The sequence below is a fragment of the Amycolatopsis sp. NPDC049868 genome (assembly GCF_044461365.1).
In the GTDB taxonomy this organism is placed as follows: domain Bacteria; phylum Actinomycetota; class Actinomycetes; order Mycobacteriales; family Pseudonocardiaceae; genus Amycolatopsis.
Window position 1 is genome coordinate 626411 of the sequence record NZ_JBITKV010000003.1, and the last position, 12143, is coordinate 638553.

General features: G+C 68.2%; 14 protein-coding genes and 1 tRNA gene. 11 read left to right on the plus strand and 4 right to left on the minus strand.

The window, feature by feature from the left end; translation table 11 throughout:
• Nucleotides 1-113 precede the first annotated feature (113 nt).
• Nucleotides 114-1046 (minus strand): SGNH/GDSL hydrolase family protein, encoded by a 933-nt coding sequence (locus ACIBTM_RS16530; protein ID WP_395878088.1) that lies wholly within the window; start codon nucleotides 1044-1046, stop codon nucleotides 114-116.
• A 117-nt stretch (nucleotides 1047-1163) separates the two neighbouring features.
• Between ACIBTM_RS16530 and ACIBTM_RS16535 the strand changes: the two genes are divergently transcribed.
• Complete coding sequence (locus ACIBTM_RS16535) at nucleotides 1164-1379, plus strand: hypothetical protein (RefSeq protein ID WP_395877458.1); 216 nt, start codon at nucleotides 1164-1166, stop codon at nucleotides 1377-1379.
• Between the two features lie 37 nt (nucleotides 1380-1416).
• On the opposite strand, the gene ACIBTM_RS16540 is transcribed toward ACIBTM_RS16535, so the two are convergent.
• Complete coding sequence (locus ACIBTM_RS16540; RefSeq protein WP_395877460.1) at nucleotides 1417-2313, minus strand: TIGR03619 family F420-dependent LLM class oxidoreductase; 897 nt, start codon at nucleotides 2311-2313, stop codon at nucleotides 1417-1419.
• Complete coding sequence (locus ACIBTM_RS16545) at nucleotides 2310-3539, minus strand: pyridoxal phosphate-dependent aminotransferase (protein WP_395877462.1); 1230 nt, start codon at nucleotides 3537-3539, stop codon at nucleotides 2310-2312. The genes ACIBTM_RS16540 and ACIBTM_RS16545 overlap by 4 nt, the downstream gene beginning before the upstream one ends.
• A 206-nt stretch (nucleotides 3540-3745) precedes the next feature.
• Between ACIBTM_RS16545 and ACIBTM_RS16550 the strand changes: the two genes are divergently transcribed.
• The 6 genes from ACIBTM_RS16550 (at nucleotide 3746) to ACIBTM_RS16575 (ending at nucleotide 7364) form a co-directional block, all read left to right on the plus strand.
• Nucleotides 3746-3818 (plus strand) — tRNA-Trp (locus tag ACIBTM_RS16550).
• Between the two features lie 27 nt (nucleotides 3819-3845).
• Nucleotides 3846-4298, plus strand: a complete 453-nt coding sequence (gene secE, locus ACIBTM_RS16555) for a preprotein translocase subunit SecE (RefSeq protein WP_037332751.1) — start codon at nucleotides 3846-3848, stop codon at nucleotides 4296-4298.
• A gap of 76 nt (nucleotides 4299-4374) precedes the next feature.
• Nucleotides 4375-5214, plus strand: a complete 840-nt coding sequence (gene nusG / locus ACIBTM_RS16560; RefSeq protein ID WP_395877464.1) for a transcription termination/antitermination protein NusG — start codon at nucleotides 4375-4377, stop codon at nucleotides 5212-5214.
• Nucleotides 5215-5292: 78 nt separating this feature from the next.
• On the plus strand, nucleotides 5293-5727 hold the full coding sequence (rplK, locus tag ACIBTM_RS16565; protein WP_005152062.1) for a 50S ribosomal protein L11: 435 nt from the start codon (nucleotides 5293-5295) through the stop codon (nucleotides 5725-5727).
• An 81-nt stretch (nucleotides 5728-5808) separates the two neighbouring features.
• Entirely contained in the window at nucleotides 5809-6522 is a 714-nt protein-coding gene (gene rplA, locus ACIBTM_RS16570; RefSeq protein WP_378369452.1) for a 50S ribosomal protein L1, read from the plus strand.
• 77 nt (nucleotides 6523-6599) lie between these two features.
• Entirely contained in the window at nucleotides 6600-7364 is a 765-nt protein-coding gene (locus ACIBTM_RS16575; protein ID WP_395877466.1) for an alpha/beta fold hydrolase, read from the plus strand.
• Nucleotides 7365-7452: 88 nt separating this feature from the next.
• On the opposite strand, the gene ACIBTM_RS16580 is transcribed toward ACIBTM_RS16575, so the two are convergent.
• The gene (locus ACIBTM_RS16580; protein WP_395877468.1) at nucleotides 7453-8304 is read right to left on the minus strand and encodes a hypothetical protein; all 852 of its coding nucleotides are present in this window, start codon (nucleotides 8302-8304) and stop codon (nucleotides 7453-7455) included.
• A 383-nt stretch (nucleotides 8305-8687) separates the two neighbouring features.
• Here ACIBTM_RS16580 and rplJ point away from each other — a divergent pair, with 383 nt between their 5' ends.
• The 4 genes from rplJ (at nucleotide 8688) to ACIBTM_RS16600 (ending at nucleotide 12143) form a co-directional block, all read left to right on the plus strand.
• Nucleotides 8688-9239, plus strand: coding sequence for a 50S ribosomal protein L10 (gene rplJ, locus ACIBTM_RS16585; RefSeq protein ID WP_034304192.1), 552 nt, complete (start codon nucleotides 8688-8690; stop codon nucleotides 9237-9239).
• A gap of 48 nt (nucleotides 9240-9287) precedes the next feature.
• Entirely contained in the window at nucleotides 9288-9674 is a 387-nt protein-coding gene (rplL, locus tag ACIBTM_RS16590; protein ID WP_037332742.1) for a 50S ribosomal protein L7/L12, read from the plus strand.
• A 508-nt stretch (nucleotides 9675-10182) separates the two neighbouring features.
• A complete protein-coding gene (locus tag ACIBTM_RS16595; protein ID WP_395877470.1) occupies nucleotides 10183-11352 on the plus strand; it encodes an ABC transporter ATP-binding protein in 1170 nt (389 codons plus the stop codon).
• Nucleotides 11353-11390: 38 nt separating this feature from the next.
• Nucleotides 11391-12143 carry an ABC transporter permease gene (locus ACIBTM_RS16600; protein WP_276371603.1) on the plus strand — a complete coding sequence of 251 codons (753 nt, stop codon included), beginning with the start codon at nucleotides 11391-11393 and terminating at the stop codon, nucleotides 12141-12143.

The following is a 12143-nucleotide window of genomic DNA, read 5'->3' on the forward strand; positions in this document are numbered from 1 at the left end:
GGCTCTGCAGGCGGTCCGATGATGTCGCGAAAGCCACTTTCGGGACATCTGACGTCCTGAAAGTGGCTTTCGCGACACGGCCGCGGCCCAAGTGGTAGCAAAGGTCCCTTGCTCTACGCGAGCTTGAGCAGCTTTTCGAGGACCTCCGCCATTCCTTCCGCGCCCCGGGCGTTCGGGTGCAGCGGCGCGGCGGGCACCGAGGGCGCGGGGCCTTCGACCCATCGCCGGTTCGCGGCGCTGCACATGTCCCGCCCCTTGCTCGCGGTCGACATATCGGCGAAGCCCGCTTCGTGTGCCTTCGCCGTCTCCTGCAATGCCGTATTCAGCCGTTTCAGCGAGTCGCGGAAGTAGGCCACGTCCCCCGCGCCGACCGGCAGGACCGGCCAGCAACCGGCGTCGTCGTCCGGAAGCGCCGTCGGGTACCCCACGACCACGATGCGCGCCGAAGGGGCCTTCGCGCGGATCTGGTCCAGGATCCCGCCGAGCCGGTCCGCCGCGGCGGTGATCCGTTCGGCGAGCTGGTCGCGGCCGCCCGCGGTCAGCTGGGTCTTGCAGGGCGAAGCGGTCTGTATCTGCGTCGCACACTGGGCGGCGAAGCCGGCGAAGCCCACGTCGTTGCCGCCGATCCCGACGGTCACCAGCGTCGTGTCGCCATCGACGGCGTCGAGCTGCGGGGCGTTCGTGCCGTCGCGGGTCTTCTGCTCGCCGGTGAGGTGCTCGGTCGTGGCACCGCCGCAGCTGACGTCGGCGAACTCGGCCGGGCGCAGCTTCGCGGCGAGCAGGTTCGGGTAGTTGTTGTCCGAGCGATCGCAGCCCGCCGGCGTGCCCACAGGCCGCCCGGTGCCCGGCGAAGCCGTGTACGAATCGCCCAGCGCCACGTACCGGCCCGCGCCGTCCGAAGTGGTGACCCCCGCCGGCGTCACCGACGTTCCACGCTCCCAAAGGTGGTAAGCGATCCCCAGGACGGACAGCACGATCACCAGGAAGAGGCAGCCGCCGCCAGTTCTCCGCTGCGTCACCCGTTCGTTGTACGCGACCTGGGTCACGTTTGTCATCGGTCCGGCCGTCGGTGAACTGCGCGTGAACGGGTGATCTCCGGTTGCCTGAGACGTGGATCACGTTCAGGGTGGTGCCCGTACCTGCCCCGAGGAAAGGCGAAAACCGTGAGCCTGAACTTGAACAAGCTGGTGGACAAGGCGTGGGAGGACAAGGGGATCGGCGAGCTGCTGGACGCGCCGCCGTCCGCGCTCGAAGGCCTGACCAAGAAGCACGACGAACTCCTCGCCGAACTCAAGATCAAGACCATCCGGGACCTCGGCAACTGGAAGTACGCCGCGAAGGCCCACGCGCTCATCCAGCTCGCCGACGGCGAATCCTGACCTTCCGAAGGCCCTTCCCGGCGATCGGGGAGGGCCTTCAGCCGTTCGGGACGAGGTCGCGCAGTTCGGCGGCGAGATCGAGGGCGTGCGTGACGTCCCGCGCGAGGTAGTGCGGGTCGACGAAGGCCTCGGTGATCCCGGTTTCGGCGGCCGCCTTCAGCTGCGCCGCGACGTCCGCGAGATCCGTCCCCGGCTTCGGGTTGATCCGCAGTACCCGTCGCAGCGTGCCGGGGTCGCGGCCCGCCTTCTCGGCCGCGGCGACCACGGTCTCCCAGAGCTTCGCCAGATACGGCGCGGGAAGGCCCGCCGGAAGCCAGCCGTCCGCGCGACGGCCGACGCGGTCCAGCGCGACCGGGGAAAGCCCGCCCAGCAACACCGGCGGATGCGGGCTCTGCGCCGGTCGCAGCCCCACCTTCGACGCCGGGATCCGCCAGCGTTCGCCTTCGTGCTCGACCGGATCGCCGGTCCAGAACTTCCGAAGGACGTCGAGAAGCTCCTCCAGCTGCCTGCCACGACCCTTCCAGGGCGTGCCCGTCGCCGTGTACTCGTCACGAAGCCAGCCGATGCCCAGTCCGACGTCCAGGCGGCCACCGCTCACCTGATCCAGTGAAGTGAGCATCCGGGCGAGCACCACGGCCGGATACACCGTTCCGGTGAGGGTGCTGGTGCCCAGCCGGACCTTGTTCGTGACGCTCGCGGCCACCGTCAGCAGGATCAGCGGATCGGCGAAGGTGACGAACTCGGGCGGGTACGGCCGTTCCGGTGTGCCGCCGGGGTAGAAGTCCGACGGGGAGACCGGCGCCAGCACCCGATCCCCGACCCACAAGGAGTCGTACCCGAGCTCCTCGGCCGCCGTGGCGAAGCCGGTGACGGCGTCCATCGACGCGAGAGGACCGTATTGCGGAAGAGCGATTCCCAATCGCACCACGTTCACCGCGCTTCCGCGAGCAGACGGCCCATCCTGGTGATCCCTTCGGAGAGATCGTTTTCGTCCAGCGCATAGGAAATCCGGAAGTACCCCGGCGTACCGAACGCCTCGCCGGGCACCACGGCGACCTCGGCCTCGCGCAGGATCAGATCCGCCAGCGCCACCGTGTCGGCCGGGCGCTCGCCGCGAATCTCCTTGCCCAGCAAGGCCTTCATCGAGGGATAGAGGTAGAAAGCGCCGAGTGGCACCGGAGTCTCGACTCCCGGGATCTCGGAAAGCAGCGACAGCGCCTTCTTCCGCCGGCCGTCGAACGCTTCGCGCATGGCGAAAACGGCGTCGAGCGGTCCGCTCACCGCCGCCAGCGCCGCCCGTTGCGCGACGTTCGAAACGTTGCCGCACAAGTGGGACTGGTACGCCGTCGCCGCCTTGACCACGTCCTGTGGACCGAGCAGCCAGCCCACCCGCCAGCCGGTCATCGAGTACGTCTTCGCGACCCCGTTGAGGACGATCGTGCGGTCGGCGAGTTCCGGGACCAGGACCGGCATCGAGGGCGCTTCGGCGCCGTCGTAGACCAGGTGCTCGTAGATCTCGTCGGTGATCACCCAGAGGCCGTTCTCGTGCGCCCAGCGCCCGATCGCCTCGACCTGCTCGCGCGGGTACACCGCGCCGGTCGGGTTCGACGGCGACACGAACAGCAGCACCTTCGTGCGCGGCGTCCTGGCGGCTTCGAGCTGCTCGACGGTGACCAGATAGCCCGTCGTCTCGTCCGCCGTGACCTGTACGGGAACACCGCCGGCGAGGGCGATCGACTCCGGATACGTCGTCCAGTACGGCGCGGGCAGCAACACCTCGTCGCCCGGGTCGAGCAGCGTCGCGAACGCCGAGTAGACCGCTTGCTTGCCGCCGTTGGTCACCAGGACGCGGCCCGGGTCGACCTCGAACCCGGAGTCGCGGACGGTCTTCGCCGCGATCGCCTCGCGCAGCTCCGGCAGCCCGCCCGCGGCGGTGTAGCCGTGATTGACCTTGTCGCGGACGGCCGCTTCGGCGGCTTCGAGCACGTTGGCCGGGGTCGGGAAGTCCGGCTGCCCCGCGCCGAACCCGATCACGGGACGACCCTGCGCCTTGAGCTCCCGGGCCTTCGCGTCGACGGCCAGCGTGGCCGACGGCGTGATGCCGCCGATACGGGCCGAAACGCGGGCGGCGGGCGAAGACGAGGGTGCGGGAGCGCTCATGGCGACATCGTGGCACGATCATGGGGTCGGCCGTGGGGGAGTTTCCCCGCGGAAGGCTGCTCCGCGCCGCTTTGAGGGGCGCGGTTGCGAAGCTGTTCGGGGGTTGCCGTAGACTTCTGGTCTCGGAACGCACTACGGTCATCCCCGCCACGGCGGTGGGGACGATGGAATGCGTCCTCGGGAGCTCCAGAGCATCGGGGTTCCAAAGGGGTGTAGCTCAATTGGCAGAGCAGCGGTCTCCAAAACCGCAGGTTGCAGGTTCAAGTCCTGTCACCCCTGCGTAAGCGAACTGGTGAAGGCGGAGGAGTGGTCGTGAGCGACAGCGACGCCAGCGGTGAGAAGGCGCAGGACGACGCCGGGCAGAAGCCCGACGAGCAGTCCCGCCCGGTGACCGCCGCTGCCCGGCGTGAGCGCCGTGCGTCCGCGCGCCCGTCCGGTAAGGCCGACGCCAAGTCGGACGACAAGACCCGCCCCGCCGGCAAGGCGAAGGCCGGGGACAAGACCGAGAAGTCCAAGGACGCCAAAGGCACGGCGACCCCGAAGCGCGACCGCAAGCCGAAGCAGGCGTCGATCTTCGCCCGGCTCATGCGCTTCATCCGTGAGGTCTGGGCCGAGCTGCGCAAGGTCATCTGGCCGAACCGCAAGCAGATGGTCACCTACACCGCGGTGGTGCTGGTCTTCGTGGTGTTCATGGTGGCGCTGGTGAGCGGCCTCGACCTGGCCTTCAAAGAGGTCGTCGGTGCCGTCTTCGGCAGCTGAGGCAGCCGGTCGCGGTGCCTGAGGGCACCGCACGGTGGCCTGCGCCACGGCAACCGATCAACTGAGAGGACGGAACGTGACCTCCGACAACGGCACAGCAGCCGGTCATGAGCTGACCGAGCTTTCCGACGAGCAGGTGCACGCGGCACTCGGCGACGAGCAGTCCGAGCACCTGGACTCCGTCGAGGTGCCCGCCGCAGGCGACGAGGTCGACGAAGCCGGAGATGTCGCGGAGGCCGATGAGGCGTCCGTCGAGACCGACGACACCGCCGCCGAGCCCGAGGCCGACGAGGACGTCGACCCGGTCGCCAAGCTGCGCGCGGAACTCAACGCCGCTCCCGGTGAGTGGTACGTCGTGCACTCGTACGCGGGTTACGAGAACAAGGTGAAGACCAACCTCGAGACCCGGACCCAGACGCTGGACGTCGAGGACTACATCTTCCAGATCGAGGTCCCGACCGAAGAGGTCACCGAGATCAAGAACGGCCAGCGCAAGCAGGTGCAGCGCAAGGTGCTGCCCGGCTACATCCTGGTCCGCATGGACCTGAACGACGCCTCGTGGAGCGCGGTGCGCAACACGCCGGGTGTCACCGGGTTCGTCGGTGCCACGTCGCGTCCGTCGCCGCTGACCGTGGACGAGGTGCTCAAGTTCCTCGCGCCCAAGGTCGAGACGGCCGCCCCCGCCAAACCCGGCAAGGGCGAGGCGGCTTCCGCCGAGTCGCAGCTGGGCGCCCCCGCGGTCGAGGTGGACTTCGAGGTCGGCGAGTCGGTCACCGTCATGGACGGCCCGTTCGCGACGCTGCCCGCGACGATCTCCGAGGTCAACGTGGACGGACAGAAGCTGAAGGTCCTGGTGTCGATCTTCGGCCGGGAGACCCCGGTCGAGCTGTCGTTCAACCAGGTCTCCAAGATCTGACGGCCGCCAGACGGCCGGCAGTCCCCGCGTACTGGCAGGTGTGCGGGGGACTCAAGTCAGTAAGAAGGAACAAACGAAATGCCACCCAAGAAGAAGAAGCTTGCGGCGATCATCAAGCTGCAGATCAAGGCGGGTGCGGCCAACCCCGCGCCGCCGGTCGGCCCCGCGCTGGGTCAGCACGGCGTCAACATCATGGAGTTCTGCAAGGCCTACAACGCCGCGACCGAGTCGCAGCGCGGGGACGTCGTCCCGGTCGAGATCTCCGTGTACGAAGACCGCACGTTCGACTTCAAGCTCAAGACGCCGCCGGCCGCGAAGCTGCTGCTGAAGGCCGCGGGCGTGGAGAAGGGTTCCGGCGAGCCGCACAAGACCAAGGTCGCCAAGGTCACTTGGGACCAGGTCCGCGACATCGCGAAGACCAAGGAATCCGACCTGAACGCGCACGACATCGACCAGGCCGCGAAGATCATCGCCGGCACCGCCCGCTCGATGGGCATCACGGTCGTCGACTGAGTTCCACCCAGCACCACCGTGGGAGAGCCAGTGCTGGCTCCAACACCACACTGATCCGTTGAAGAGTTAAGGACAGAAGCAATGCCCAAGCACAGCAAGGCCTACCGCAAGGCTCTTGAGCTGGTGGACCGCGAGCGGCTCTACGCCCCGCTCGAGGCCGCGAAGCTGGCCAAGGAGACTTCCTCCGCGAAGATGGACGCCACCGTCGAGGTCGCCATGCGCCTCGGTGTCGACCCTCGCAAGGCCGACCAGATGGTCCGCGGCACCGTGAACCTGCCGCACGGCACCGGTAAGACCGCCCGCGTCATCGTTTTCGCCGTTGGTGACAAGGCCGCCGAGGCCGAGGCCGCCGGCGCGGACGTGGTCGGCACCGACGAACTGATCGAGCGCATCCAGGGTGGCTGGCTCGAGTTCGACGCCGCGATCGCGACGCCGGACCAGATGGCGAAGGTCGGCCGTATCGCCCGCATCCTCGGCCCGCGTGGCCTGATGCCGAACCCGAAGACCGGCACCGTGACCCCCGCGGTCGCGAAGGCCGTCTCGGACATCAAGGGCGGTAAGATCAACTTCCGCGTGGACAAGCAGGCCAACCTGCACTTCGTCATCGGCAAGGCCTCGTTCGACACCGAGAAGCTGGTGGAGAACTACGCGGCCGCGCTGGACGAGATCCTGCGCGCCAAGCCCTCGTCGGCGAAGGGGCGCTACCTGAAGAAGGTCACGATCTCCACGACGATGGGCCCGGGTGTCCCGGTCGACCCGGCCCGGACCCGCAACCTCCTCTCCGAGGACGCGTGAGTCTGAGTTAGACATCACTGAGAAGGGGGCGGTCCCGCTAAGGCGGGGCCGCCCCTTTTTCGTGTTTGCTGGAGAGCATGCCTACCTTCGCGTCGTTCGACGGGCTTCAGCTGAGCTACACCGTTTGGGAAGGCCGTGGGCGTCCGGTACTGCTGCAGCACGGCTTCGCCGCGGACACGAACGCCAACTGGATCGCGCCCGGCGTCGTCGACACCCTCCAGGACGCGGGGTTGACCGTGATCAGCCTGGACGCGCGCGGCCACGGGCGATCGGCGAAACCGCACGACGAGGCGAGCTACGGCGATGACGCGATGGTCCGCGACGTGTCGGCGTTGCTCGACGCGCTGGATCTCGACGAGGTGTCGATGGTCGGCTACTCGATGGGCGCGATGATCGCGCTCGGCGCGGTGGCCGCCGACCCGCGGATCCGGTGTCTCGCGATCGGCGGGGTCGGGTCGGGGATCGTCGACTTCGGCGGCGTCGACACCCGCGTTGTCACGCCGGAGGCGATCAGCGAGGCGCTGCTCGCTTCGGACCCTTCGACGCTTCCGCCGTCTTCGGCGCCTTTCCGGGCGCTGGCCGACGCGTTGCGGGCGGACCGGATCGCACTGGCGGCCGTCGCGCGCGGGACGGCGAATCCGAAACTGGACCTGACGGCGATCGCCGTGCCGACCCTGATCCTCGCCGGGGACACCGACCCGCTGGCCGCGGAACCCGAACGCCTGGCCGCCGCCATCGCCGGCGCCCGCCTCGTCCGCGTCCCCGGCGATCACATGGCCGCCGTCATGCACCCCGCCTTCGGCTCCACCCTGACCGGCTTCCTCACTTCGCACGACCTCTGACGCGACCTGCGTTTAGCGGGCTAAACGCGATCCGCGGCCGACCTGCGTTTAGCCCCCTAATCGCGATCCGGGGGTGAAGACGCGCAGGTCAGTTGCCGGTGGGCGGGGCCGGGCAGGGGTCGGGAGAGTTCGCGTGCCCGGTGATCAGCCACTGACCCATCTCGACTTCCTGCAGGGTGAAGCTGCCCAGCAAAGGGCCACCGCGGATGTTGTACCAGCACGAGTGGATTGTCAGGTTCTGCCGCGGGACCACGCTCGACATCGGGCGAACCGCGTAGATGTACGGCGTGATGTCGGTGACCTTGGCGTTCAGCGCCGGGACGGCGGTCGCGCAGTCCGGATAGCCGAGGTCGCGGGCGAACTGGGCCTGCGCTTGTTCGGTCATCGCCAGGCACACCGTTTCGACCCGGACGTCCTGCGGGTACGGCTTGCCGATCGTGTCGTAGATGGCTCGCACGGCCTCCCATGGACTACTCGCAAGCACACGGTTGGTGTGGTGCTTTCCTCCGCCACCCTGGACGAACGTCGCCGTGTCCTGCCCGGCGTCGCTGGGGAAGATCTGCCGGTAGACGATGGTGGCGCCGACGCAGAGCAGCACGATCACGATGATCCAGGCGAGGAGTTTCCCGCCCAGACGCCGCAGCCAGCGCGGCATGCGAGGCCGGGGGGCAGGGGTAGGCACGAGTTCGCCGGGCGGCGGTCCCGGAGGCGCCGGTGGCTGCCCTCCGTAGTGCTGGGTCACGGGCTGTGTGGGCTGTGACGGCGCGAGGCCCTGCTGCTGCGCCTCGGTGAACTTCAGATAGTCCTGGAACTGCTGAAACTGCTGGAACTGACGCAGTTGCTCCTCGTCCAGCCGGGGCGCGGGCTGACCTCCCGCCTTGGGCTCGATGTCCGTGCCGGGCTCGTTGCCCGGCTTTCCGTCATCACGCTGCTCCGCCACGTCACCATGATGCCTCGCCGGCCCTCCCGCGCACTCCGCCGGTCGCGTTTAGCCCTCCATCCATGCCCCCGCCGCCACCCTCAACGGATGTGCTGACCCGCGTTTAGCCCGCTAAACGCGATCTGAGTGGGGGTGCTGTCGGGGGCGAAACAGGGTCACGTATTCTTGTCAAGGTTCTACCGAAGACCGCTGGTCTTCTCCTGGTCATACGGCCTGGAGAACGAAGGCCCCGCTAGGGCGGGCGACCCGCGCAGGAGGAACGAGGCTCGCCCACGATGTACGTCGTCGTGTGCCCTGACGCCCCGCGCCTGTCTGCGCCGGGGCGTTTCGTCGTTTCAGGGCTCTCAAGGCCAGTGGACCACTAGCCAAGAGAGGAGGCGACCATGGCGAAGCCCGACAAGGAGGCGGCCGTCGCCGAGATCGCGGAGAGCTTCCGCAGCAGCTCGGCCACAGTCGTTACCCAGTACACCGGCCTCTCCGTGTCCCAGCTGTCCCAGCTGCGCCGCGCTCTCGGCACCAATGCCAAGTACCGGGTCGCGAAGAACACCCTCGTCAAGCGTGCCGCCACGGACGCCGGCATCGAGGGTCTCGAGGACCTGTTCGTCGGCCCGACCGCGATCGCCTTCGTCGAAGGTGAAGCTGTTGACGCCGCGAAGGCGCTTCGCGACTTCGCGAAGGACAACAACGCGCTTGTGATCAAGGGCGGCTACATGGACGGCAAGACGCTGTCCGTGGACGAGATCACCAAGATCGCCGATCTCGACAGCCGTGAGGTCCTGCTCGCCAAGGCGGCGGGCGCGTTCAAGGCGAAGCTGTCCCAGGCCGCCGCGCTGTTCCAGGCGCCGGCGTCCCAGGTCGCTCGCCTGGCTGCCGCGCTGGAGGAGAAGCAGCGCAACGCCGGTACCGAAGCAGCCGAAGCACCCGCCGAGAGCTGAACACCCCCCACCCCGAACTTTTAGTTCGTTTCAGAGAGGAAAGCCACCATGGCGAAGCTGAGCACCGCCGAGCTGATCGACGCCTTCAAGGAGCTCACCCTTCTTGAGCTGTCCGAGTTCGTCAAGGAGTTCGAGACCACCTTCGACGTGACCGCGGCCGCCCCGGCTGCCGTCGTCGCCGCCGCCCCGGGTGCCGCCCCGGCCGCGGCCGCCGAGGAGCAGGACGAGTTCGACGTCGTCCTCGAGTCCGCCGGTGACAAGAAGATCCAGGTCATCAAGGTCGTCCGTGAGGTCGTCTCGGGTCTGGGCCTGAAGGAGGCCAAGGAGCTGGTCGAGGCCGCTCCCAAGGCCCTCCTGGAGAAGGTCGACAAGGAGGCCGCCGAGGCCGCCAAGGAGAAGCTCGAGGCCGCGGGCGCCAAGATCGCCATCAAGTGATCTCGGGCGCGTCAGCGCCTACCGCAGCACCGGCGAAGGGGCGGGCATCCACACGGGTGCCCGCCCCTTCGCTGTCTCCAGCCTCCCGCCCCGACCTGCGTTTAGCCCCCTAATCGCGACGTGTAGCAAGGCTAAGTATTCGGGCGCGCCCAGGGCACCGGATCGCGTTTAGCCCGCTAAAGGCGATCCAGGTGGGTGGAGGGCGGCAGCGGGGCTGACCTGCGTTTAGCGGGCTAAACGCGATCCGGGCCGGGCGGGGGCGGGTTGTGGATCTGCGTGCGGGAGTGACGTGCACTACGGTGCTGCAAGCGGTGCACGGGCAGGCGGCGGACTGCGCGAAAAGTTACCCGCGGGTCTGGCCAGAAAAGAAAACTGGTGAGTAACCTGTTCGCACTCAGCTCGTTGCACCTGGTTGACGCGGGTATCGCTGCGCGAACGCATGCGTCCTCTCGGGCCAGTGGCACGGGAAGGCAGTGCGCGACGACGCGGAACAGCTCCTGGAGGTGCGATGGGTGCCGAGGTGGTCATCGAAGGTCTTTCCAAGTCCTTCGGTAAGCAGGCCATCTGGCGGGACGTCACGCTGACCCTGCCCCCGGGCGAGGTCTCGGCGATGCTCGGTCCCTCCGGAACCGGTAAGTCAGTCTTCTTGAAGTCGATGATCGGTCTGCTCAAGCCGGACCGCGGCCGTTGCATGATCAACGGCGTCGACATCGTGACGTGCTCCGAACACCAGCTCTACGAGGTGCGCAAGCTCTTCGGCGTCCTGTTCCAGGACGGCGCGCTGTTCGGATCGATGAACCTCTACGACAACGTGGCCTTCCCCCTGCGGGAGCACACGAAGAAGTCGGAGACCGAGGTCCGCCGGATCGTGCTCGAGAAGCTCGAGATGACCGGCCTCAACGGCGCCGACAAGAAGCTGCCCGGCGAGATCTCCGGCGGTATGCGCAAGCGCGCCGGCCTCGCCCGCGCACTGGTGCTGGACCCGCAGATCATCCTGGTCGACGAGCCGGACTCCGGCCTCGACCCGGTCCGCACCACCTACATCTCCCAGCTCTTCCTGGACGTCAACGCGCAGATCGACGCGACGTTCCTGATCGTCACGCACAACATCAACCTCGCCCGCACCGTCCCGGACAACCTGGGCATGCTCTTCCGCAAGGAACTGGTCATGTTCGGCCCGCGCGAGGTGCTGCTGACCAGCGAGGAGCCGGTCGTCAAGCAGTTCCTCAACGGCAAGATGGACGGCCCCATCGGCATGAGCGAGGAGAAGGACTCGGCCCAGCTCGCCGCGGAGCGCGCGATGTTCGAGGCCGGTCACCACGCGGGCGGTGTCGAGGACGTCAGCGGGGTGCCGCCGCAGATGCAGCCGACGCCCGGCGTGCCGACCCGGATGGGCGCGGTCCGCCGCAAGGACCGCGTCATGCAGATCCTGCACGGCCTGCCGCCCGAGGCGCAGGAAAGCATCATCGAGTCGCTCTCCCCGGAGGAACAGCACCGTTACGGCGTCCGCCCGCAGCGGCTCGCGACCGCCGGCCACCGGTCGCCGCCCGCCGAGAGTTCGATCCCGAACCATCATCAGGGCCAGCTGCCCGACGACCAGGTCGCCCACATCCCGCACCCCGGGAGAGCGGGTAACCACCGCTTGCGGCCACAAGATCCGGGGTCAGGTGGCGCGTGAGCTCTTCCGCTTCATCGGCGAAGATCCCCGGGATCGGCATGTTGCGCGAGACCGGGAACCTGTTCGCTCTCGGCCTCGACATCGTTCGTGGCATCTTCCAGCGCCCGTTCCAGCTGCGGGAGTTCATCCAGCAGGCCTGGTTCATCGCGAGCGTCACGATCTTGCCGACGGCGCTCGTCGCGATCCCGTTCGGCGCGGTCATCTCGCTGCAGTTCGGCTCGCTCGCCCGCCAGCTCGGCGCCCAGTCCTACACGGGCGCCGGGTCGGTGCTCGCCACCGTGCAGCAGGCCAGCCCGCTGGTCACGGCGCTGCTGGTCGCGGGCGCCGGCGGTAGCGCGGTCTGCGCGGACATCGGCGCGCGGACCATCCGTGAAGAGATCGACGCCATGGAGGTGCTCGGCGTCTCCGCGGTGCAGCGGCTGATCGTGCCGCGGGTGCTCGCGATGATGCTGGTGGCGCTCCTGCTGAACGGCATGGTCAGCGTCATCGGCGTGCTCGGCGGCTACTTCTTCAACGTCGTCCTCCAGGGCGGGACGCCGGGCGCATACCTGGCGAGCTTCTCCGCGCTGGCCCAGCTGCCTGACCTGTGGGTCGGCGAGCTGAAGGCGCTGATCTTCGGCTTCATCGCCGCGGTCGTCGCCTCCTACCGGGGACTGCACCCGTCCGGCGGCCCGAAGGGCGTCGGCGACGCGGTGAACCAGTCGGTCGTCATCACGTTCCTCATGCTGTTCGTGGTGAACTTCGTGATCACGCTGATCTACCTGCAGATCGTGCCCGGAAAGCTGGACTGA